Genomic DNA, 23,114 nt, shown 5'->3' with positions numbered 1-23,114 from the left:
AGAGGAATCCGTGGACGACTACCAGATGGACCTGTCGGCCGAGGTCCGGGAGTTGCTGGACGCGACGGCGGCCGAGATGGTCGAGCTGTTCGGCATTTCCCGTGCCGAAGCCGTCGCCCGGATCAACGAGCAGTGGCACGGGCAGGACTTCTCCGGTGACGACGAGATAGTCCTGCACGAGGACCGGCATTACTGGGCGATGATCATCTACTTCGGTGAGGTACCGGACTGGAGCGACGACGCGGACCGGTCCGGCTGGGTTGCCCGGCCGGCGCCGGCCCGCGACTCCGGGCACTGGACCGTCCCGGGGTGATCAGGTCGGGCCCGGTCAGGTGATCACACAGATCGTGGCGTAGGCGCCGAACGCGGCGGTCAAGCAGCTGACCGTGCCGGCCTTGGGCCGTGTTGATCAGCTGCTCCAGCTTCATCGCCGCCGGCACCACGCACTCTGTCCATCATGCCTGGCCGGCTGCTGGCGCGCGCGCTCAGCGCTTCCCTGGTATTCCCCAACGGCTTCCTCAGATCTCCCTCATTACTCGGCGGCTCCGAGCCGGCACGATCTGTTCATGGTCCTAACTGGGCGAACGGGCGTACCGCAGCGAGAAAGGCCGCCACCGATGGGAACGAGCCAGGAGCCACACCGCCGTCGTCGAACAGGGACCACCCGGACGTTCGCCCGGTGGCGGCGGTGCGCCGGTGGGGTCGCGGTGGTGGCCGCGGCGCTGGTGGGGTTGTCGTCGTCGGTGCCGCCGGGGGCGGTGCCCGCCGACGGTGAGTTTCCGGTGGGGTGGCTGACGTCGTGGATCACCGATCGGCCGGGCTGGTTGCCATGGGGGGGCCCGGCGACGGCTGAGCTCCCGGTGTCGCCGGTCGGCGACGGTGCCGGCCCCGGCGGGTACTCCTCGGCGGCGGCGACCCGGGCCAGCGGGGGCGCCGGCGCCGCGCAGCGGCTGGTCGACGGGTTGCCGGGGTACGCCGGTCAGCCGGCGGTGGACGAGTCGGTGACGCCGGTGACGGCGGCGCGCCACGATCCGGCGACGAGCCGCCGCGACGCCCGGTCGTCACGGTCGACCATGACCGTGTACGACAACGCCGACGGTTCGACGACGGCGCAGCTGAGCACCGGTCAGGTTAACTACCGGGCGGCGGACGGGTCGTGGCGGCCGATCGATCCGACCCTGGTGCGTCGGGGTGACCGGTGGGGGGTCACCGACAACCCGATGGGGGTGTCGCTGGGGTCGACATCCAACACCACGGCGGCCGGGGCAGCGGCGACGTCCGGCGCGGCGGCGGGGGAGCCGCTGGTCGAGTTGCCGCTGCCCGGCGGCGGCGTGTTCGGGTGGAGTCTGGCCGGTGCGGCGACGGTGACCCCGGTGGTCGACGGCGCGACGGCGACGTACCGGCAGGTGCTGCCCGGCACCGACCTGGAGCTGGTGGCCCGGCCGGACGGGGTGAAGGAGACGCTGATCCTGGCGTCGCCGCAGGCCGCGTCGGCGTGGGTGTTCCCGCTGACCCTGCGGGGGGTGACGGCCCGCATCTCCTCGGCCGGGTCGGTCGAGCTGGTCGACGACGCCGGGGCGGTGGTGGCGTCGATCCCGCCGGCGTACATGGAAGACTCGTCGGTGGACGCGGAGACCGGTCTGCCGGCGCGGTCGGCGGCCGTCGCGATGGAGCTGACCGAGGTCGACGGCGGGCCAGCGCTGCGGCTGGTCGCCGACCGTGCCTGGCTCGCCGACCCGGCGCGGGTGTTCCCGGTACGGGTGGATCCGACGGTGACGACCGGCCCCGACGGGGACGTGTTCGTCGACTCCGATCCGGCCACCGGCGCGACCGTGCAGAACGGCAACCACCTGCAGGTGGGCTACAACGGGGGAGTCGGTTCCCGGACGTTCCTCAACTTCGACATCTCGTCCGCGGTGACCGACGCCAAACCGATCATCGCCTCGGCGTACCTGCGGCTGTTTCTGAACCACCGGGTGCGCTGCGACGTCAAGGACCTGCAGGTCGGCCTGGTCGAGCAGGAGTGGACGGTCGGTGAGTTGGCGACCGCCGCGCTGCCCGGGCCGGACCTCGAACCGGGCTCGGTGCGGTACCGCTACTACACCGACAACGGGCAGGCGTGCGCCAACCCGTCGGCGGGGCCGACGTCCGGCCAGTGGGTGCAGGTCGACGTCCGTGAGCTGGTCTCGGGGTGGGCGATCGGGCAGCGCAACCTCGGTCTCGCGCTGATCGACGACGAGCAGGTCCTGGCCGCCGGAGCGAGGTTCACCTCGGCGAACTACGGCAACGGGGCGTACGCGCCCCGGCTGGAACTGACCATGACGGCAAACCTGCCGCCGCAGGTGAGTCAGCGGTCCCCGGTGCACGGCGCGGTCGTGTCGACGCTGACCCCCCGGTTGTACGTGCGCGGCCACGACCCGGACAACTCCGGGACGGTGAGCTACAAGCTCTGGCTGCACGACGACGCCGGCACGGTCCTCCACGTCACCGAGGGCACCGGCTCCTACTACGACGTCCCCGCCGGGCTGCTGCGCTCGAACAAGCAGTACTCGTGGGTGGTGCAGCCGTTCGACGGTGCCGTCTACGGGGCCCGGTATCCGAGGTACACGTTCTACACCCGGGTACCGCAGCCCGCGTTGGGATCCCGGCTGGCGCAGAACCCGGGGGTGGGCTACCACCCGGAGATCGGCAACTACACGACCACGGCGACCGACGCGCAGGTGGCCGGGGTGGGCCCGGAGCTGGCGATCACCCGGTCGTACAACACGTTGGACACCCGGCGGTCGGGGGCGTTCGGGCAGGGCTGGTCGAGCTTGCTCGACGCCCAGGTGACCGGGCGGACCAGCACGAACGACGCGCTGCGTAGTGCCGTGGTGACGTATCCGGACGGTTCGGAGGCCGGCTTCGGCCCCACCTCGGACGGATCGTTCGTGCCGCCACCGGGGCGGTACGAGGTGCTGACCGAGGTCAGGTCCGGCACATCGATCACCGGGTACCGGCTGACCGTCAAACACGGCACCACGTACGTGTTCGGCCGCTCCGCCGGCAGCGGGGTCTTCCGGCTCACGGCGGTGACCGACGCCAACGACCGGACCCTGACGGCGACCTACAACGGCAGCGGACTGATCTCGAAGCTGACCAACGCCTCCGGTCGGTCGCTGACGCTGACCTGGGCGGGCACCGCCAGCCCGTCGGCCGGGTCGCACGTGACCAAGGTGACGACGGACGCGCCGACCGCCGGCGGCAGCGGCTACGTGTGGCAGTACACCTACGGCAGCCACGACCGCCTGACGAAGGCGTGTACGCCGACGGCGGTGTGTACCACGTACGGCTGGGGCAACAACGCGAACCAGGGGGCGAACGCGGTGCGCAACCACGCGCCGTCGTCGTACTGGCGGCTGAACGAACCCGCCGGGTCCACCTGGGCCGCCAGTGACGTGCTGGAACGCGGCGGCACCGACGTGGCGTTCTACGAGCACACGACGCCGGGCGCGACGCCGACGGTGTGGCCGGGCTCGACGTCGACGTCGACGGCGTTCAACGGCACCTCGTCGCGGGTGCGGCTGCCCAGCGGGCTGGTCAACGACAGCGCGTACCAGTCGGTCAGCATGTGGTTCCGCACCGGCGCGACGTCGCGGGCCGGAGTGCTGTTCTCCTACCAGCACGATCCGATCTCGGCCGGCACGACGTCGCGCAACTACACGCCGGCGATCTACGTCGGGACGAGTGGGAAGCTGCACGCGAAGTTCTACGACGGCTTCGCCGGCACCACCATGCAGTCGTCCGGCCGGGTCGACGACGGCCAGTGGCATCACGTGGTGCTGGCCGGGGAGGGCGCCAGCCAGGCCCTGTACCTGGACGGCACCCGGCAGGCGACCCGCGACGGCCTGATCGAGATGTTCGACATCGGCGGGTCGGCGTACGAGTACGTGGGTGCCGGGTTCGTCGGTGGGAACTGGCCGGACCAGCCGCACCAGGGCTCCGCCGACAACACCGGGCACGCGAACTTCTTCACCGGCCAGATCGCCGACGTGGCGTTCTTCGACCGGACGTTGACCGCCGCCGACGTCACCGAGATCAACGGTACGGCGCGGGCGCAGAGCTGGCAGCTGTCCACGGTGACCAGCGCCGAAGGGCGGACCCTGGCGTCGCTGTCGACGGACCCGGTCACCGGCAAGCTGTCGGAGCTGACCGACGGCAACGGCGGAACCTGGACGATGGGCACGCCACGGGTGGCCGGCACCAGCGCCCTGTACGCGGCGGCCGTGCTGGGCTCGGCACCCACCGACTACTGGCGGCTGCGCGACGCCGCCGGGGTCGACGCGGTCAACGAGACGTGGCAGGAGACCGCGACGTTCAGCGCGGTGACACTGGGCGCGGCGGGTCCGTTCGCCGACGGCACCGCAGTGTCGTTCGACGGGACGTCGTCGCTGGTGGCGGTGCCCGGCGGCCGGGTCGCGCCGAACGGCGCGAAGTCGCAGGAGCTGTGGTTCAGGACCACCGCGACCGCCGGGGTGCTGGTGGGCACGCAGGACGCGGCGGTGGGCGGTACGCCGTCGGCGGGATCGCCGGTGTTGTGGATCGACGCCGACGGTCGGCTGCGCGGCCTGGCCCCGTCGACCGAGCCGACCGGGCCGCTGACCTCGGGGCTCGCCGGCAAGTGCGCGGAGCTGGCCACCAACGGAACCAAGGTGCAGGTCGGCACCTGCGCCGCCACGTCCGCCCAGAGCTGGCGGTACGTCGGCGGCAGTGGACAGTTGCGTCGGGGTGACAAGTGTCTGGGCCTGACCGGTCAGGCCACCGGCAACGGCACGCTGGTCCAGGCGCAGACCTGCTCGACCAGCGCCAACCAGAAGTGGACGCCGCACCAGGGCGGCTGGCGCAACACCGGGTCGGGGCGGTGCCTGGAGGTGCCGGGCTCGTCCACCACGGACGGCACTGCGCTGACCATCCGCAGCTGCGCCACCAGCCAGGCCAAGCAGCGGTGGGCGTTGGCGCTGACGTCGCCGTCGCCGGTCAACGACGGCGCGTGGCACCACGCCGTACTGACCACGACCGACGCCGCCGACGCCACGACGCAGGTGCTGTACCTCGACGGGGCGCCGGTGCAGTCGAGCACCGGGGCGCTGCCGGCGGCCGGACCGCAGAGCCAGGGGTACCTGGGTGCGGGGTACACCGGCAACGGCTGGTCGGGGCTGGCGGCCGGGGCGACGGGGTACTACGCGGGGTCGCTGGCGGAGGTGGCGTTCTACCACCGGGCGTTGGGCGCCGACGAGGTGACGTTGCACCACGGGTCGGTCGGGCAGACGGTGCCACTGGTGGTCACCGCCGCGACCGGCGGCGGTACCGACACGCCGACACTGTCGGAGACAGCGGCCGGCCAGTTGCCGTCGGACACCCTGCCGCCCGGCGCGACGCAGGTCGACACGGCGGCGCAGGATACGCAGACCACGACGGTGGCCAACCCGGTGACGATCGTGTCGGTCACCGACCCGGGCGGGCATCAGGTGTCGTACTCGTACGACCTGGTCTCCGGGCGGAAGGTGTCGCAGACCGACGCGCTGGGCCGTACCACCCTGTACGGGTACGACACCGGCGGGTTCACCAGCCTGGAGTACGACCCGAACGGGATCGTCACCCGGTCGGTGCAGGACGAGCGCGGCAACACCATCCAGGAGGTGACCTGCCAGGACCAGGCCGCCGACAAGTGCGCCAGCAGCTACTACACCTACACCTTCTACAGCAGCGACCCGACGCACCCGAAGAGCGACCGGCTGACGGCGGCGCGGGGGCCGGGCTCGTCCAGCGCGCAGGACGACACCTACCGGACGCTCTACCTCTACGACAGCTCCAACGGTGACCTGCGCAGCACGGTGGATCCGCTCGGCCGGCGTACGGAGATCGCCTACACCACCGGCGGGAGCGTTCCGGCCGGGCTGCCCACACAGGTGCTGGACCCGTCGAAGGGCTGGCAGCTGATCACGTACACCTCGGCCGGTGACGTGGCGACGGTGGTCGACCCGGCAGGCGCGACGACCACGTACACCTACGACCGGTTGGGTCGGGAACTGACCGAGACGGTGGTGACGCCGTCGTTCCCGCAGGGGCGGACCACCACGTACACGTACGACGCGATGGGCCGGGTGGCGACCCGGACCGATCCGGCGGTGACGGACCGGGTGACCGGCGCGGTGCACACGGCGGTGACGCAGCACTCGTACAGCCCGGACGGGTTCCTGACCGAGCAGCGGGTCAGCGACGCCACCGGTGGGGATGCGGCCCGGGTCAGCGAATGGTCCTACGACGGCCACGGCCGCCGGTCGCAGGCCGTCGACCCGATGGGCACCACCACCGGCTACCGCTACGACGTCTACGGGCACGTGGTGGAGCAGACCGATCCGGACGGGACGGTCAACGCCTACCAGGTGGACGCCAACGGCGACCTGCTGTCGCGGACGCTGAAGGGCTACACCGGGGACCCGAACGATCCGACTCCTGCCGTGGACCTGGTGGTGGAGTCGAACGTCTACGACCCGGCGGGCCGGCTGGCGTCGACCACCGACGCGATGGGGCACGTCACGGAGTACACGTACACCGACGACGGGCGGCCCGCGACGGTGACCCGCACCGACGGGGACAGTTCGTTCCTGCTGGAGGCCAACAGCTACGACGCGGCCGGGAACCTGGTCGAGCAGCAGACCGACAACGGGCAGACCGTCACGACGTACGCCTACGACGCGGCGGGCCGGCAGACCCGCAGCGTGCTCGACCCCGACGGGTTGCACCGGGTCACCGAGACCACGCTGTCGCCGGGTGACCAGGTGCTGTCCAGCGTCGCCCGGGACGGATCCGGCGCGACGCTGGCCGTCACCGACCACGCGTACGACATCCTCGGCCGGGAGGTCTCGCAGACCCGGTACCGGGAGACGGACCGGACGACGACGCCGGTGGCCCGCTGGCAGCTGGACGAGACCAGCGGTACGGCGGCCGCCGACTCGGCCGGCAACAGCCCCGGTACGGCCACCGACGTGACCTGGGAGAACGACGCCCAGCGGGGGCGGGTCGCGGCGTTCACCGGTGCGTCGACGTCGCAGATCACCACGGCCGCGCCGGCGGTGGACACCACCCGGCCGTACACCGTGGCCGCCTGGGTGCGGGTCGACAACGACGGCAAGTCCGGCGCGGTGCTGACCGTGCCCGGTGCCGCGCGGGTGAGTACGTCCCCCACGAACCGCGACTTCGCCTTCCAGCTCCGGTTCGACCACACCATCGACGGCTGGCGGGTGGCCACGAACGAGCAGCAGACGGGCTCGATCATCCGGTGCGACTGTCCCTTCGGGGAAGGCACGGTGTATGAGGAGCAGTGGCAGCACCTGGCCGTCGGCGTCGACCCGCAGGCTGACAAGTTCACCGTGTTCATCGACGGCGACAAGGTCGACGAATTCACCGGCGCCCGCTTCCACAGCGTGGCGAGGGGCGGGCTGCGGATCGGCTCCGGGCTCGACGGGGCCATCTCCGACCTGCAGCTGTACCAGGGCGTGTCGGCGGACGCCGGCTGGGCCGACCGGGTGGTCGCCGGCACCGTACCGGCGGCCGACGCCACGGTGTCGCGCACCAGCTACGTGCTCGACGACGGTGGTCTGGCCACGGCGGTGCTGGATCCGCTGGGCAACACCACGAACGTGGCCTACGACGAGGCCGACCGGCCAGCGGTGTCGACCGGCCCGCAGGTGCAGGCCGAGAGCGGGGAACTCGACGGTCCGGTGGTCACGGCGCGGCCGGTGGAGCGGATCGGCTACAACGCGTTCGGCGAGGTCACTGCGGAGTCCGACCCGAACGGCAACGTGACCCGGTACGCGTTCGATCGGGCCGGCCGGCCCTACGAGACCCGGCTGCCCGCGTACACCCCGCCGGGCGGGTCGACCCCGGTCGTCCCGGTCTTCACGGCGGCGTACGACATCCTCGGCCAGGTCGTGTCGCAGACCGACCCGCTGGGCCGAGAGACCGGGTTCACCTACGACCAGCTGGGCCGGGTGGTGACCCAGGTGGCGCCGGACGGTGCCACCACGACCGCCCGCTACGACCTGGCCGGCAACCTGCTCGCCGTGACCGACCCCACCGGGGCGGTGACCGGCAGCAGCTACGACCTGCTGGGGCGGACCACCAGCGTCAGCGAGGCGGTCCGCCAGACCGGTCAGACGCACACCACCACGATGGGCCACGACATCGCCGGTCGCCTGTCGACGGTGACCACGCCGGCCGGGGTGACCACCAAGTACGGCTACACCGCCGCCGGGGAGCTGGCCAGCGTCGTCGACGGTGCCGGGCAGACCAGCCGGGTCGACCACGACGCCCTGGGCCGCCCGGTGAAGCAGACCAACCCGGACGGCACCTCCACCACCACCACGTACGACCCGCTGTCCCAGCCGACCGCGACGGCGGCGTACCGGGCGACCGGCGGGGCCGCGCTGACCACGTCGGCCTGGACCTACGACGCCGCCGGCAACATGGTGTCGGCGACGGACGCGCGGGGCAGCACGACCCGGTTGAGCTACGACGCGACCGGGCTGCCGCGCACCCAGTCCGAGCCGGTGGCTGCCGGCACCACCATCGAGTCGTCGTACGGCTACGACCTGGCCGGCAACCCGACCCGGTTCACCGACGGGCGGGGGCAGGCGTTCCGGACGACGTACAACGTCTGGGGGTTGCCGCAGTCGCGGATCGAGCCGGCGACGGCGGCGTACCCGAACGCGGCGGACCGCACGTACACCACTGTGTACGACGTGGCCGGTCAGCCAGTGTCGCAGCGTGCCCCGGGCGGGGTGACCCGGACCCTGGTCTACGACGACGCCGGTCGGCTGGAGCGCCAGTCCGGCTCCGGTGCCGAGGCCGCGACCCAGGACCGGACGTACGGCTACGACCCGGCCGGTCGGCTGGTGGAGTTCTCCGGGTCCGGCGGCACCAACCGGGTCGCCTATGACGACCGGGGGCTGCCGCTGTCGGTGACCGGCCCGTCGGGCGACGCGGCGTTCACCTACACGCCGGACGGGTCGATGGCCTCGCGCGACGACGCGGCCGGGTTGACCCAGTACGGCTACGACAGCGCCGGCCGGTTGGCGTCGGTGAGCAACAGCAGCGCCGGGGTGTCGGTCGGGTACTCCTACGACGAGATGTCGGCGGTGTCGTCGATGTCCTACGGCGGCACCAACAACCGGCGGGTGTTCGACTATGACGACCTGCACCGGTTGACCAGAGACCGGCTGGTGCGGTCCAACGGGCAGGTCCTCGGGACGATCACCTACGGGTGGGACGCCAACGGCAACGAGACCAGCAAGACCGTCACCCGTGGCTCGACGACGGCCAGCAACACCTACACCTACGACCTGGCCGACCGGCTCACGTCGTGGAACGACGGCAACACCACGGTCGGCTACCGGTACGACGCGGCCGGCAACCGGACCGGGGTCGGCGACGTCGACTACGTCCACGACGCCCGCAACCGGCTCGTCTCCGACAGCACCGGCACCAGCTACCAGTACACGGCCCGGGGCACCCGTAAGCAGACCGTCACCGGCGGCACCACCTCGGTCGGGGTCGCGGACGCGTTCGACCAGATCGTCAGCCAGCAGCCGACCGGTGGCGGCAACGCCCGGGAGTACACCTACGACGCGTTGGGCCGGGCGCTGCGCAGCGACTTCCGGTACACCGGGCTCGGCAACGACCTCGCCATGGACGGCGCGGCGAAGTACCTGCGGGATCCGGACGGCGGTGCCGTCGCGGTCCGGGACGGCGGCACCAGCCGGATGCTCTGGACCGATCTGCACGACGACATCGTCGCCCAGTTCAACACCGCCGGGACGTCGGTGACCGGTCACCGTACCTACTCGCCGCTGGGTGAGGTGACCGCCGCCAGCGGCATGGAGGGCAACCTCGGCTACCAGTCGGAGTGGACCGATCCCCGGTCGGGTCGGGTCAACATGCACGCCCGCTGGTACGACCCGGCCGTCGGCCAGTTCGACAGCCGCGACAGCGTCACCGTCAGCCCGGTGCCCGACTCGATCCGGGCCAACCGCTACCAGTACGGCGACGGCAACTCGCTGACCGTCACCGACCCGACCGGGCACTTCGGCAAGCGGCTGCGCAACGCCTGGAAGAAGGTCTCCTCCGGCGTGCAGAAGGCCTGGAACACGGTCAAGGCCGGGGTGCGGCAGGCGTGGGAGCAGGTCTTTGAGTGGGCGCAGGCGGCCCGCGAACAGATCGCCGAGAAGATCAACGACGTCAAGCAGGCCGTGTCGAAGGCCTATCAGAAGATGGCCGAGGCGGTCAGAGGGGCCGTCGACCAGGTCGGCCAGTGGGCCCGGACGGCCAGGGACTGGATCGTCGAACACAAGGCCGACATCGTCGGCGCGCTGGTCGGGTTCTTCGTCGAAGCCGCCTGTATGGTCGCGATCGGCTGGACCGGGGTCGGCGCGGTCGCCTGCGGGGTGGCTTCCGGCGTGACCGGTGCCCTGGTCACCGGTGCCATGCAGGGCCAGACCGGCGTCGAGCTGCTGCGCACCGCCGTACTGGGTGGTGCCGCCGGTGGTCTGGGCGCGGCGCTGCCGATGATGGGCCCGGCAGCGGGCAAGGCGTTGAGCAAGGCTGGGTCCGCCGGGGCGAAGAAGGTCGCCGGCACCAGTGTCGGCAAGGCTGCGGCGTCGGCCGGCAAGGCGGTCGGGCGCAAGGTCGACGACCTGTCGCGGGCGGTGTCGCGCGGCACCAGCCGGGCCACCCGGGAGGCGGCCGACTACGCCGACGACGCCGCCCGCGTCGGCGGTAGCCGGGTCGACGACCTCGCCGACGGGGCCGCCAGCTGTGTGCGGCACAGTTTCGCGCCGGACACCCGGGTACGGATGGCCGACGGCACCACCAAGCCGATCGCCGAGGTCGAGCTCGGCGACGAGGTGCTGGCCACCGACCCGGCCACCGGGCAGAGCACGGCCCGGCCGGTGCGGCTGCTGCACCGTCACGCCGACCGGGAGTTGACCGATGTCACGGTCACCGACACCACGACCGGCGAGAGCACGGTCGTCGAGACGACCGCGCAGCATCCGTTCTGGAACGCCACCACCGACCGGTGGACCGACGCCGCCGACCTGCGCCCCGGTGACCGGTTGCGCAGCCCGGACGGCGAATCCACCCAGCGGGTCACCGCGGTCCGGGTCTGGACCGGCCTGAAATGGATGAACGACCTCACCGTCGACGCCGACCACACCTACTACGTGGTGGCAGCCGACCGGCCGGTGCTGGTGCACAACTGCGGCGGTTACACGGACCTGTACCACGGGACGAGCCGGCAGGCGGCGGAGAACATCCGGGCCGACGGCGTGGACACCGGATTCTCGTCACGGTCGAAGATGGACTTCGGGAAGGGTTTCTACACCACCCGGTCGCGGCAGCAGGCGGCCGACTGGGCGGGGAGTCCGCGGTTCGGTGGGGACGGCGTGGTGCTGCACTTCAAGGTGCCGAACGCGAAGCTCGACGCCCTGGCGACGAAGAAGTTCACCGCGACCAGTCCCGATCTGGCCGACGTCGTGAAGCACTACCGCACCGGTGCCCGGGGCAACCCACTCGGCCGGCATCAGGTGGTGGAAGGGCCGATGCTGATGAACGTCGACAAGTTCGTCAACAAGGGACTCCCCGCGCACTGGAAGGGCAACCAGGTCGTCTTCTACGGCAAGGACGCCGGTCGGATACTGACCGCGGCCCTGCAGCCGTAGGAGCGTGACGTGGACGTGCACTACTGGGCGCTGTTCGTCTACTACGACGGCAAGGGGCTCCGGGCACTGGACCGTCCCGGGGTGATCGCACCGGGACGGTCAGCTGATCACGCAGATCGTCGCGCCGGCGGTGACCACCGCGCCGACCTCGGCGGCCAGGCCGCTGACCGTGCCGGCCTTGGTCGCGTTGATCGGCTGTTCCATCTTCATCGCCTCCAGCACCACGACCAGATCGCCCTCGGCGACCTGGTCGCCGTCGGCGACCGCGATCTTGATGATGGTGCCCTGCATCGGCGAGACCAGGGCGTCGCCGCTGGCGGCCGCCGCCGTGCTGGTGCCACCCCGGCGGCGGGCCGGCTGGCGGGCGGCGGTCGGCGCGGCGGCCGTACCGCTGCCGAAGCCGGCGGGGAGGCTGACCTCGAGCCGCTTGCCGCCGACCTCGACCACAACGGTCTCGCGGGGTTCGGGGGCGTCGGGGGCCGCCGCCGGTGCGGTGAACGCCGGCACGGTGTTGTCGAACTCGGTCTCGATCCACCTGGTGTGCACGGTGAACGGTTCGCTGGTGAACGCCGGGTCGCGGACCACCAGGCGGTGGAACGGCAGGGCGGTGGCCATCCCGTCGACGACCATCTCGTCCAGTGCCCGCCGGGCGCGTTCCAGCGCCTCGGCGCGGGTCTCGCCGGTGACGATCAGCTTGGCCAGCAGCGAGTCGAAGTTGCCGCTGACGACGTCGCCGGCGGTGACGCCGGTGTCCACCCGTACGCCGGGGCCGGTGGGCAGGCGCAGTGCGGTGATGACACCGGGCGCGGGCAGGAAGTTGCGGCCCGGGTCCTCGCCGTTGATCCGGAACTCGATGGAGTGCCCGCGCGGGGGCGGGTCGTCGGTGAACCGCAGCGGCTCGCCGACGGCGATCCGGAACTGCTCGCGGACCAGGTCGATGCCGGCGGTCTCCTCGGTGACCGGGTGCTCGACCTGCAGTCGGGTGTTGACCTCCAGGAAGGAGATGGTGCCGTCGACGCCGACCAGGTACTCGACGGTGCCGGCACCGTGGTAGCCGGTCTCCCGGCAGATCGCCTTGGCACTGGTGTGGATCTCGGCGCGCTGGGCGTCGGTGAGGAACGGCGCCGGTGCCTCCTCGACGAGCTTCTGGTGGCGGCGTTGCAGCGAACAGTCCCGGGTGCCGACCACGATCACGTTGCCGTGCTGGTCGGCGAGCACCTGCGCCTCGACGTGCCGGGGCCGGTCCAGGTAGCGCTCGACGAAGCACTCGCCGCGACCGAACGCGGCGACCGCCTCGCGGGTGGCCGACTCGAACAGGTCGGCGATCTCGGCCATCTCGCGGGCGACCTTCAGCCCGCGCCCACCGCCACCGAACGCGGCCTTGATCGCGACCGGTAGGCCGTACTGCTCGGCGAAGGCGACCACCTCGTCCGGGCCGGCGACCGGGTCGGCGGTGCCGGGAACGAGTGGTGCGCCGGCCCGCTGGGCGATGTGCCGGGCGGTGACCTTGTCGCCGAGGTCGCGGATCGCCTGCGGGCTGGGCCCGATCCAGGTCAGCCCGGCGTCGATGACCGCGGCGGCGAAGTCGGCGTTCTCGGAGAGGAACCCGTAGCCGGGGTGGACGGCGTCGGCGCCGGACCGGGTGGCGGCGTCGAGCAGTTTGTCGATCCGCAGGTACGTGTCGGCGGCGGTCTCCCCGCCGAGGGCGTACGCCTCGTCGGCCAGCCCGGCGTGCACCGCCGAGCGGTCCGGGTCGGCGTACACGGCGACGCTGGCCAGCCCGGCGTCCCGGCAGGCACGGATCACCCGGACTGCGATTTCGCCCCGGTTTGCGACGAGAACTTTGCGCACGCCCTGTTCTCCTTTGCTCACGGACCAAGCCGGAGTCTATCGGCCTGCTTGATCAACTAAACCGGCGCTCAGTGTGGGATGGCACACTGGCGATTAGGCTCCGGATGTGTCTGCCACCCGGATGATGATTCTCGGTCTGGTCAACTGGATGCAACCGGTGCACGGCTACGACGTGCGCCGTGAGCTGCTCAGTTGGCGGGCGGACAGCTGGGCCAACGTCGCACCGGGGTCGATCTACCACGCGCTGCGCAAGCTCGCCGAGGAAGGGCTGCTCCGCCAGGTCGGCACCGCCCAGGTCGGTACCCGGCCGGCGCGGACCAGTTACGAGATCACCGCCGCCGGGGTCGATGAATTCGACTCGTTGGTGCGGCAGCACTGGCGCGACTGCCGACCGCCGGCCGACCCGTTTCTCAGCGCGTTCGCCTTTCTGCCGGCGATGCCCCGGGCGGAGGCGGTCGCCATGTTGCGGGGCCGGGCCGCGATGCTGCGGGCCGGCAACGCGGCTACCCGCGACGACCTGACCGCCGGGTGGTTGCGGCAGAAACCGTCGTACGTCGGCTGGATGCTGGAGCTGACCATCGCCCGGGTCGACGGGGAGATCGCGTGGTGTGACCGAATCGCCGCGCTGATCGAGTCCGGGGCGTCGTATCACCCGGCGGAGGAGTCGGCTGACGGCACCTGGGCGGGGTGGCAGGCTGACCTGGACGCCGCCGACCGGGAGTCGGCCAGATCACCCAGCAATAATCAACGTTGACTAGCCCGATCGCCGGGGTCTAGCGTGCCAGATGCAGCGTGGGGAGCTGGGCGGCCCGGCCTGCCCACGGGGGAGAGCGGCCGGCGGCCGGCCGGCTCGGCAAGCCAGGAGACACTTCATGATCGAGACCAAAGGGCTGCGGAAGTCGTTTCGCTCCCGGCAGGGTCGTGGCGCCAAGACCGTCGACGCGGTCCGTGGCGTCGACATGCTGGTCGAGGAGGGGGAGATCTTTGGCTTCCTCGGGCCGAACGGTGCCGGTAAGACGACCACGCTGCGGATGCTCGCCACGCTGATCGAGCCCGACGGCGGGGAGGCCGTCATCGCTGGGGCCGACCTGCTGCGCAACCCCGGCGAGGTCCGTCGGCGGATCGGCTACGTGGCCCAGGGCGGCAGTACCTGGGACGAGGTCACCGGTCGCGAGGAACTGGTGATGCACGCCCGGATGTACGGCATCGGCAAGGCCGAGGCGCAACGTCGGGCCACCCGGGCGCTCGCCGCGTTCCAGTTGACCGAGTACGCCGACCGCAAGTGCAAGACCTACTCCGGCGGCCAGCGACGGCGGGTCGAGATCGCGCTGGGCATCATCCACGAGCCGAAGGTGGTCTTTCTCGACGAGCCGACCACCGGGCTGGACCCGCAGAGCCGGGCGCACATGTGGGACGAGATCCGCCGGTTGCGTGCCGAAGGCATGACCGTCTTCATCACCACCCACTACCTCGACGAGGCGGACGCGCTCTGCGACCGGATCGCGATCATGGACCACGGCGAGATCGTCACCGAGGGCACCCCGGCGGCGCTCAAGCGGGAGGTCGCCGGCGAGGTGGTCACCGTCGGGCTGCGTCCGGACGAGTCGGCCGCCGCCGCGCAACTGCTCGACAGCCAGCCGTACGTCAGCAAGCTGGAGACTCCCGACGACGGCGGCGTCCGGCTCTTCGTCGACGACGGCGCCACCGCCATCCCCCAGATCCTGCGCACCATCGACGGCGCCGGTCTCGAACTCGGCTCGATCGAGCTGCACCGGCCCAGCCTCGACGACGTGTTCCTCACCAAGACCGGCCGTTCGCTGCGTGAGAGCTGACCAGGGAGACCGCACGATGAAATTCGCCCGCGACACCTGGCTGATCTTCCAACGGCAGGCGTTGCTGCTGCTGCGCAACCCCGTCTGGATCTTCGTCGGGGTGTTCCAGCCGATCATGTACCTGGTGCTGTTCGCCCCGCTGCTCAAGCCGGCGCTGGCCCCGATGGGGGCGACCACCAACGCAGAGGTCTACCGCCTCTTCGTCCCCGGCCTGCTGGTGCTGCTGGCCATCTTCGGCGGGTTGTTCCAGGGCTTCGGCCTGATCGCCGAGCTGCGCGCCGGCGTGATCGAGCGCTCCCGGGTCACCCCGGTCAGCCGGCTCGCCCTGCTGCTCGGCCGCAGCCTGCGCGACGTGGTGTCCCTGCTGCTGCAGGCCGTCATCATCACGGTGCTGGCGATCCCGTTCGGGCTCACCGTGCAGTTGGGCAACCTGCTGCTGGCGTACCTGCTGCTCGCCCTGATCGCGCTGATGACCTCGGCGGTGTCGTACGGCGTGGCGTTGCTGGTCCGCAGCGAGGACGCGCTGGCCCCGCTGATGAACACGGTGGCCCAGCCGGTACTGCTGCTCTCCGGCATCCTGCTGCCGCTGGCCTTCGCGCCGCTGTGGCTGCAGCGGGTGGCGCAGTGGAACCCGTTCTCCTGGGCGGTCGACGGCACCCGGGCGCTGTTCGCCGGCAACCTCGGCGACGACGCGGTCTGGCAGGGCCTGCTGATCACCCTGGCGCTGGCCAGTCTCGCGGTCACCTGGGCGGCCCGAGCCTTCGCCCGCAGCGTTCGGTAGGCCGTCCGTCAGCCGGCACGGGACACGCCCGCAGCGCCTGCGGCGGTCGGCCCGGCCAACAGGGCTGCCCTCTGCGCACGGCAACGGCACAGAGGGCAGCCGTTCCAGGCTACCGCCGGCCGGGCCGGCCCGCTGTCACCTGCGCCGGGCCGCTGTCACCTGCGCCGGGCCAGGGTCAGCCCGTCGGCGATCGCCAGCATCACCACGTCCACCCGGTCGTCGGCGGCCACCTGCTGGTTGAAGGCGACCATCGCCTCGTCCTCTTCGCTCTGCGGGTCCAGCACCCGACCGTGCCGCAGCACGTTGTCAATCACGATCAGCCCGCCGGGCCGCATCCGGGGCACCAGCTCACCCCAGTAGACCGGGTAGCTGATCTTGTCGGCGTCGATGAATGCCAGGTCGAGGTGCGGTTCGCCCGGCAACGCCCGCAGCGAGTCGGCCGCCGGGCCGATCCGCAGGTCGATCCGGCCGTCGACCCCGGCCCGCTGCCAGTAGCGCCGGGCCACCGCGGTGAACTCCTCCGACACGTCCAGACAGATCAACTGCCCGTCCGCCGGCAGACCACGGGCGATGGCCAGCGCGGACAGCCCGGTGAAAGTGCCGACCTCCACCGCTCGGCGGGCGTTCACCAGCCGGGTCAGCAGGGTCATCAGCGCCGCCTGCTCCGGCGCGACCTGCATCTGCGCGTTCTCCGGCAGCGTGCTGGCGGTCTCGGCGATGAGGTCACTGACGATCTCGTCCGGCGGGGTGCCGTGGGCGACGACGTACGCCTGCAGGGCATCGGTCATCGGCAAGGTCTTGGTGGTCATGGGCATGACGCTAGTCCGGCTAACGTCCGGTGTCGGGCTCGCCCCACAGATCCGTGATCCGGTAGCCGACCTCGCTGACCAGCCGGCGCAGCAACGGCAGTGACAACCCCACCACCGTGCCGTGGTCACCTTCGATTCGTTCCAGGAACGGCCCGCCCAACCCGTCGATGGTGAACGACCCGGCCACCTGCAGCGGCTCGCCAGTCGCCACGTACGCCGCGACCTCGTCCTCGGTGACCTCGGCGAAGTGCACCACGGTCGCGGCGGCGGCGCAGGCCCACCCGCCGGTGGCCAGACTGGTCAGCGCGTGGCCGGTATACAGCACCCCGGACCGCCCGCGCATCCGCCGCCACCGCGCGGTCGCGTCGGCGGCGTCGGCGGGCTTGCCGAGGATCTCCCCGTCGAAGTCGAGCACCGAGTCGCAGCCGAGGACCAGCAGGTCGGTGCCGTCGTCGGCGAGGTCCGTCCGGAGCCGATCGGCGACGGCGGCCATCTTGCGCCGGGCCAGCTCCAGACACAACTCGTCGGCCCGGTCCAGCGTCACCGACTCCTCGTCGACGCCGCTCACCAGCACCTGAGGGGTGATTCCGGCGGCCTGCAGCAGTTTGTGCCGGGCCGGGCTCGCCGAGGCGAGCACCAGACGCGGACGCAGGGAGGTAGCCACGGGTGGTCAGGCTACCGGGCCCGGGCCTGCGGTACCGATGATCAGTGGGGTAGGGCGGCGGCCCGCCAGGCGTCCGGACCGAGCCGGCCGGGGAATCCCGGCGTGGGTCGGGCGGTGCGGGCCCACCGCGACGGCACCGGCCGATCGGTGCCACTGTCGGAAACCGGACGGGTACGGGCGACGATCACGCCCACCAGCGCCGCCAGTTCCTCGGCGGTCGGGGTGCCCCGGACGATCCGCCAGGCCGGGTCAGCGTCACTCATCGGCCGAGCGTACGCGGCGGGCCAGCCGGCCGGCGACCGGCCGGCGAGTGGTGATCATTACTGGCGCGCTACCGTCGGCGTCAGGTTGCCACCCCGGTACCATATGACGCGCGGCTCACACCGGCCGCGTGCCGATCGTGTGGCACCCAAACCTTCCGGGTACGGTCATTTGGATGTCCGCTGTGCCCCCGCAACTAGTTGCAGACCGTTACCGGCTGGTCGAGCCGCTCGGTCAGGGCGGCATGGGCCGGGTCTGGAAGGCCCGCGACGAGGTGCTGCACCGGGACGTGGCGATCAAGGAGCTGGTGCCGCCACCGGGCCTCACCGACCAGGAACGCCGCGAGATGCGGGAGCGCTCGCTGCGCGAGGCGCGGGCGATCGCCCGACTCAACCACATCAACGTGGTACGCGTCTTCGACGTGCTGCGCACCGACGGCGACCCGTGGATCGTGATGGAGTACGTGCCGTCCCGGTCGCTGCAGGACGTGCTCGCCCAGAACGGCCCGGTCCCGGCGACCCGGGCCGCGGAGATCGGCCTCGGCGTGCTCGGCGCGCTCCGGTCCGCCCACCTGTCCGGGGTGATGCACCGGGACGTCAAGCCCGGCAACGTACTGCTCGGCCACGACGGCCGGGTGGTGCTCACCGACTTCGGCCTGGCCACCGTGCCGGGCGACCCCAACGTCACCCGTACCGGGCTGGTGCTGGGCTCACCGGCGTACATCGCCCCGGAGCGGGCCCGGACCGGCAGCGCCGGCCCGGAAGGCGACCTGTGGTCGCTCGGCGCGACGCTGTACGCGGCCGTCGAGGGGCAGTCGCCGTACGCCCGGCAGACCGCCATCGCGACGCTGTCCGCGCTGGCCACCGAGCCGCCGCCGCCCGCCCGCCGGGCCGGCCCACTCAAGCCGGTGCTGGCCGGGCTGCTGCGCAAGGACCCGTACACCCGGATGAAGGCCGACGAGGCGGAGCGGCTACTGACCCGCGCCGCAGGTCGCGGTCCGCGGCGCGGTCGCTCACTGCTCGACGGGGTACGCCGACCCAGCCCGTACGGCAGCCGGGAGGTCCGCCCCGGCGAGTCCCGGTCGGGGATCGTGCCGGGTCCGCGCGGCGGGGCGCCACGCACCCCGGTCCCGTCGGAGCCGGTGTCGCCGCCGGTGGCCCCGTTGCCGTCCGCGTTGCCGGTCGTCCCCGGCCCGGCCAAGTACGGCCCGCCGGTCACCCGCCCGACCAACTCGGCGGACCCGACCAGGGTGGTGCCGTCGACCGACCAACCTGCCGGCGCGGCGACCGCAGCCGCAGCCGCAGCCGAGACGAGTGTGTTGCCGACCAAAGCCGGTGAGCCACCGTCGGAGACCACCGTGCTGCCCCAGGCGGAGCGTACCCAGGTGGTGCCGGGCCGCAAGGAGACTGCGCCGGACGGCAAGACGGCCGAGCGGTCCCCGGCCGCCGAGCCTGCCAAGGCGGCTGAGCAGCCGACGGCGGCGAAGGCGACAGAGCAGCCAGTGGCTGCCAAGGCGGCTGAGCAGCCAGTGGCTGCCAAGGCGGCTGAGCAGCCGACGGCGACGGAGCAGCCGACGGTCGTCGAGCCCGCCGAGCGGCCGCCGGTCGAGGAACAACCCGGGTCGGCGGCTGCTGCCGCCAGCGCGTCGGACCGGCGAAACTGGTCCGCGCCGGCCCTGCTGTTCGACCGCGCCGCGCAGGCCGTCCGGTCCATGACCGAGCTGCCGCGTACCTGGCTGATCAGCGGTGTGGCAGCTGTCGTCGTACTGGCGTTGCTGGTGACCGGCGCGCTGCTGGCCGCCGGCGACGAGGACGAGCCCGACGGCCAGCTCGGCACCGGTCCAGCCGCCTCGGCCACGCCGTCGGCCCCGGCCCCCACCTCCGGGGCGCCGAGTGCCGAACCGAGTGTCGAGCCGAGCTCGCCGGCGGCCGAGACGTCGCCCGAGGTGCCGGCGGTGCCGCCGCAGAGCGATGAGTCGCCCCAGCCGCCGGACCCGCAGTCGCCGTTGCCCGACGGCTGGCGGTTGCACGAGGACCAGACCGGGTTCTCGGTGCCGGTGCCGGAAGGCTGGTCGGTCAGCCGCGAACGAACCCGGGTGGAGTTTCGGGAGAACGGTCAGCTCGGCCGGCTGATCATCATCGACCAGACCGACAACCCGAAGCCGGATCCGGTCGCCGACTGGCAGAACCAGGAGCAGGCGCGGCGGGGCACCTACAACAACTACGAGCGGGTACGGATCGAGGCCGTTGACTACTTCCTCGACGCCGCCGACTGGGAGTTCCGCTACACCAGCAACCAGGGCAACCGACTGCAGGTGCGCAACCGGGGGTTCGTCACCGCGCCGGACAAGGCGTACTCCATCTACTGGTCCACCACGGCCGAACGCTGGCAGCAGGACCTGGTCTACTTCGAGCTGATGGCGAGCAGGTTCCAGCCCGCCGCAAGCTGAGCCTCGAACTACCCGCATGAACTTCCGATCTTCCGGGTACAACCGGAGCGCGACGGAAGGAGGGGTGCGACATGGTCAACCGTCGACGGATCGCCAAGCCGAGCGTTGCACTGTGGATGCTGGTGGCCCTGGCCGATGCGGCCCTGCTGGTCGCCAGCGTCGGTCTGGTACCCGTACTGCTGGTGCTGTCCGGCGGCACAGCCGTGACGCTCGCCGCTGTGGCCGCGTACCGCATGACCGTCAGTGAGCGGGCCGGTGGCGAACCTACGGTCGTGCCTGCCGGCGGACGGTGGTCTGGTGGGCGTGGCGAGCGGTGAGTAGGCTCGCTGGCTGTGTCGATCACCGGGCTGACGGAAATGTGGGACCGCCTCTTCACGGCCCAGACCGACCCGCCGCCACTGCTCGTGCTCATCACCGCCGCCGTCGCGCTGGCCGCGGTGCTCACCCGGCTGCCCTGGCGGATCGGCCGCAACGCGATCACCATCGCCCACGAAGGCGGGCACGCGCTGATCGCCCTGCTCACCGGCCGCAAGCTCAAGGGGATCCGGTTGCACTCGGACACCTCCGGGCTGACCCTGTCGGCCGGCCGACCGACCGGGCTGGGCATGATCCTCACCCTGCTGGCGGGCTACGTCGCGCCGTCGTTGGTCGGGCTGGCCGGTGCCCTGCTGCTCGGCGGCAACCGGATCACCCTGCTGCTCTGGATCGCCGTGGCGCTGCTGCTCGCCATGCTGGTGATGATCCGCAACCTCTTCGGGATCGTGTCCATCCTGGCCACCGGCGGTGTGGTCTTCGCCGTCTCGTGGTTCGCCGGCCCGGAGGTGCAGGCCGCGTTCGCGTACACCGGGGTGTGGTTCCTGCTGATCGGCGGGATGCGGCCGGTCGGTGAGCTGCAGCGGCTGCGTGCCCAGGGCCGCTCGCCGGAGTCGGACGCCGACCAGCTCGCCTGGCTGACCCGGGTGCCCGGCCTGGTCTGGGTGGGATTCTTCGGACTGGTCAACCTCGCGGCGCTGTTCATCGGAGCGCTGCTGCTGGCCAGCCCGTGGCTGGCCGACCTGGACCTGCCGACGCCACCGGGCGGGTGACCCGTACCGCTGCGACCCGAACCGGTCAGAGCGGGATGTTGCCGTGCTTCTTCGGCGGCAGGGTCTCCCGCTTGCCACGCAGCATCCGCAGCCCGCGCGCCACCTGCAACCGGGTCTGCGACGGTGCGATGACCGAGTCGACGTAGCCGCGCTCGGCGGCCACGTACGGGTTGGCCAGCCGCTCCTCGTACTCGGCGATCCGCTGCGCCCGCACCGCCGCCGGGTCGTCGGCGGCGGCCAGCTCAGCGCGGTAGAGGATGTTCACCGCGCCCTGCGCGCCCATCACCGCGATCTGCGCGGTCGGCCAGGCGAAGTTCAGGTCCGCGCCGAGATGCTTCGACCCCATCACGTCGTACGCGCCGCCGTACGCCTTGCGGGTGATGACGGTGACCTTCGGGACGGTCGCCTCGGCGTACGCGTAGATCAGCTTCGCGCCGCGCCGGATGATCCCGTCCCACTCCTGGTCGGTGCCGGGCAGGAAGCCGGGCACGTCGACGAAGGTCAGCACCGGGATGTTGAACGCGTCGCAGGTGCGCACGAACCGGGCGGCCTTCTCCGAGGCCTTGATGTCCAGGCAGCCGGCGAAGTGCATCGGCTGGTTGGCGACCACCCCGACCGGCCGGCCCTCGATGCGGCCGAAGCCGATCACGATGTTCTGCGCGTACAGCGGCTGGACCTCCAGGAACTCGCCGTCGTCCAGGACGTGTTCGATCACCCGGTGCATGTCGTACGGGTGGTTGGCCGAGTCGGGGATGATGGTGTCCAGCTCACGGTCTGTCTCGGTGTCGGCCGGCGCCACGTCGGCCGACAGCGTCGGCGGTTCGTCGAGGTTGTTGCTCGGCAGGTACGCCAGCAGCGCCTTGACGTAGTCGACGGCATCCTCCTCATCGGTGGCCAGATAGTGGGCGTTTCCGCTGGTGGCGTTGTGGGTGCGGGCGCCACCGAGCTCCTCCATGCCGACGTCCTCGCCGGTGACCGTCTTGATCACGTCCGGGCCGGTGATGAACATGTGCGATGTCTGGTCGACCATCACGGTGAAGTCGGTGACCGCCGGGGAGTACACCGCGCCCCCCGCGCAGGGCCCCATCACCAGGGAGATCTGCGGGATGACGCCCGAGGCGCGGACGTTGCGGAAGAAGATGTCGCCGTAGAGGCCGAGGCTGACCACGCCCTCCTGGATGCGCGCGCCGCCGGAGTCGTTGATCCCGATGACCGGGCAGCCGATCTTCATCGCGAGGTCCATCACCTTGACGATCTTTTCGCCGAAGACCTCGCCGAGCGAGCCGCCGAAGACGGTGAAGTCCTGCGCGAAGACGCACACCTGCCGGCCGTCGACGGTGCCGTAGCCGGTGACCACCCCGTCGCCGTACGGGCGGGTGCGCTCCAACCCGAAGTTGGTCGACCGGTGCCGGGCCAGCTCGTCCAACTCGACGAAGGAACCCTCGTCGAGCAGCATCGCGATCCGTTCCCGGGCGGTCTTCTTGCCCCGGGCATGCTGTTTCTCGACCGCGCGGGCCGAGCCGGCATGCACCGCCTCGTCGACCCGGCGTTCCAGGTCCGCCAGCTTGCCGGCGGTGCTGTGGAGGTCGGTTCCGGTCCCGGACTGCTCACTCGTCACGCCCA

At 71.6% G+C, this 23,114-nt stretch carries 13 protein-coding genes; 8 read left to right on the top strand and 5 right to left on the bottom strand.

From position 1 onward, the window contains the following. Positions 1 to 10 precede the first annotated feature (10 nt). Positions 11 to 313, top strand: coding sequence for a hypothetical protein (locus O7543_RS14650; RefSeq protein ID WP_281553314.1), 303 nt, complete (start codon positions 11 to 13; stop codon positions 311 to 313). A 304-nt stretch (positions 314 to 617) separates the two neighbouring features. Beyond that, positions 618 to 11,759 carry a LamG-like jellyroll fold domain-containing protein gene (locus O7543_RS14645; protein WP_281553315.1) on the top strand — a complete coding sequence of 3,714 codons (11,142 nt, stop codon included), beginning with the start codon at positions 618 to 620 and terminating at the stop codon, positions 11,757 to 11,759. 99 nt (positions 11,760 to 11,858) lie between these two features. Here the strand turns inward: O7543_RS14645 and O7543_RS14640 are convergent, their stop codons facing one another. Further along, positions 11,859 to 13,610: a biotin carboxylase N-terminal domain-containing protein gene (locus O7543_RS14640; RefSeq protein ID WP_281553316.1), complete on the bottom strand. Its 1,752-nt coding sequence runs from the start codon at positions 13,608 to 13,610 to the stop codon at positions 11,859 to 11,861. Positions 13,611 to 13,716: 106 nt separating this feature from the next. On the opposite strand from O7543_RS14640, the gene O7543_RS14635 reads away from it, so the two are divergent. The 3 genes from O7543_RS14635 (at position 13,717) to O7543_RS14625 (ending at position 16,223) form a co-directional block, all read left to right on the top strand. Further along, entirely contained in the window at positions 13,717 to 14,364 is a 648-nt protein-coding gene (locus tag O7543_RS14635) for a PadR family transcriptional regulator (protein WP_348650110.1), read from the top strand. A gap of 118 nt (positions 14,365 to 14,482) precedes the next feature. Beyond that, the gene (locus O7543_RS14630) at positions 14,483 to 15,442 is read left to right on the top strand and encodes an ATP-binding cassette domain-containing protein (RefSeq protein ID WP_281553317.1); all 960 of its coding nucleotides are present in this window, start codon (positions 14,483 to 14,485) and stop codon (positions 15,440 to 15,442) included. Positions 15,443 to 15,458: 16 nt separating this feature from the next. Then, positions 15,459 to 16,223, top strand: a complete 765-nt coding sequence (locus tag O7543_RS14625; protein WP_281553318.1) for an ABC transporter permease — start codon at positions 15,459 to 15,461, stop codon at positions 16,221 to 16,223. Positions 16,224 to 16,378: 155 nt separating this feature from the next. Here O7543_RS14625 and O7543_RS14620 read toward each other — a convergent pair whose 3' ends face one another. The 3 genes from O7543_RS14620 to O7543_RS14610 are packed head-to-tail and all read right to left on the bottom strand — an operon-like array spanning position 16,379 to position 17,959. After that, positions 16,379 to 17,032: a class I SAM-dependent methyltransferase gene (locus O7543_RS14620; RefSeq protein WP_281553319.1), complete on the bottom strand. Its 654-nt coding sequence runs from the start codon at positions 17,030 to 17,032 to the stop codon at positions 16,379 to 16,381. A 19-nt stretch (positions 17,033 to 17,051) separates the two neighbouring features. Next, on the bottom strand, positions 17,052 to 17,696 hold the full coding sequence (locus O7543_RS14615) for a Maf family protein (RefSeq protein ID WP_281553320.1): 645 nt from the start codon (positions 17,694 to 17,696) through the stop codon (positions 17,052 to 17,054). 41 nt (positions 17,697 to 17,737) lie between these two features. Further along, complete coding sequence (locus O7543_RS14610; protein WP_281553321.1) at positions 17,738 to 17,959, bottom strand: acyl-CoA carboxylase subunit epsilon; 222 nt, start codon at positions 17,957 to 17,959, stop codon at positions 17,738 to 17,740. Between the two features lie 173 nt (positions 17,960 to 18,132). On the opposite strand from O7543_RS14610, the gene O7543_RS14605 reads away from it, so the two are divergent. The 3 genes from O7543_RS14605 to O7543_RS14595 all read left to right on the top strand — a co-directional run bounded on the left by O7543_RS14605 (position 18,133) and on the right by O7543_RS14595 (position 21,491). Next, positions 18,133 to 20,406 carry a serine/threonine protein kinase gene (locus tag O7543_RS14605; protein WP_281553322.1) on the top strand — a complete coding sequence of 758 codons (2,274 nt, stop codon included), beginning with the start codon at positions 18,133 to 18,135 and terminating at the stop codon, positions 20,404 to 20,406. Between the two features lie 71 nt (positions 20,407 to 20,477). Continuing rightward, positions 20,478 to 20,723: a hypothetical protein gene (locus tag O7543_RS14600; RefSeq protein WP_281553323.1), complete on the top strand. Its 246-nt coding sequence runs from the start codon at positions 20,478 to 20,480 to the stop codon at positions 20,721 to 20,723. A gap of 39 nt (positions 20,724 to 20,762) precedes the next feature. Then, positions 20,763 to 21,491, top strand: coding sequence for a M50 family metallopeptidase (locus O7543_RS14595; RefSeq protein ID WP_281555436.1), 729 nt, complete (start codon positions 20,763 to 20,765; stop codon positions 21,489 to 21,491). 25 nt (positions 21,492 to 21,516) lie between these two features. On the opposite strand, the gene O7543_RS14590 is transcribed toward O7543_RS14595, so the two are convergent. After that, positions 21,517 to 23,109: an acyl-CoA carboxylase subunit beta gene (locus O7543_RS14590; RefSeq protein ID WP_281555437.1), complete on the bottom strand. Its 1,593-nt coding sequence runs from the start codon at positions 23,107 to 23,109 to the stop codon at positions 21,517 to 21,519. Positions 23,110 to 23,114: the final 5 nt, after the last annotated feature.

Source organism: Solwaraspora sp. WMMA2080 (assembly GCF_027497395.1).
Lineage (GTDB): Bacteria > Actinomycetota > Actinomycetes > Mycobacteriales > Micromonosporaceae > Micromonospora_E.
Note: the sequence above shows the minus strand (reverse complement) of the source record. Positions and strands in the feature narration are given on the sequence as shown.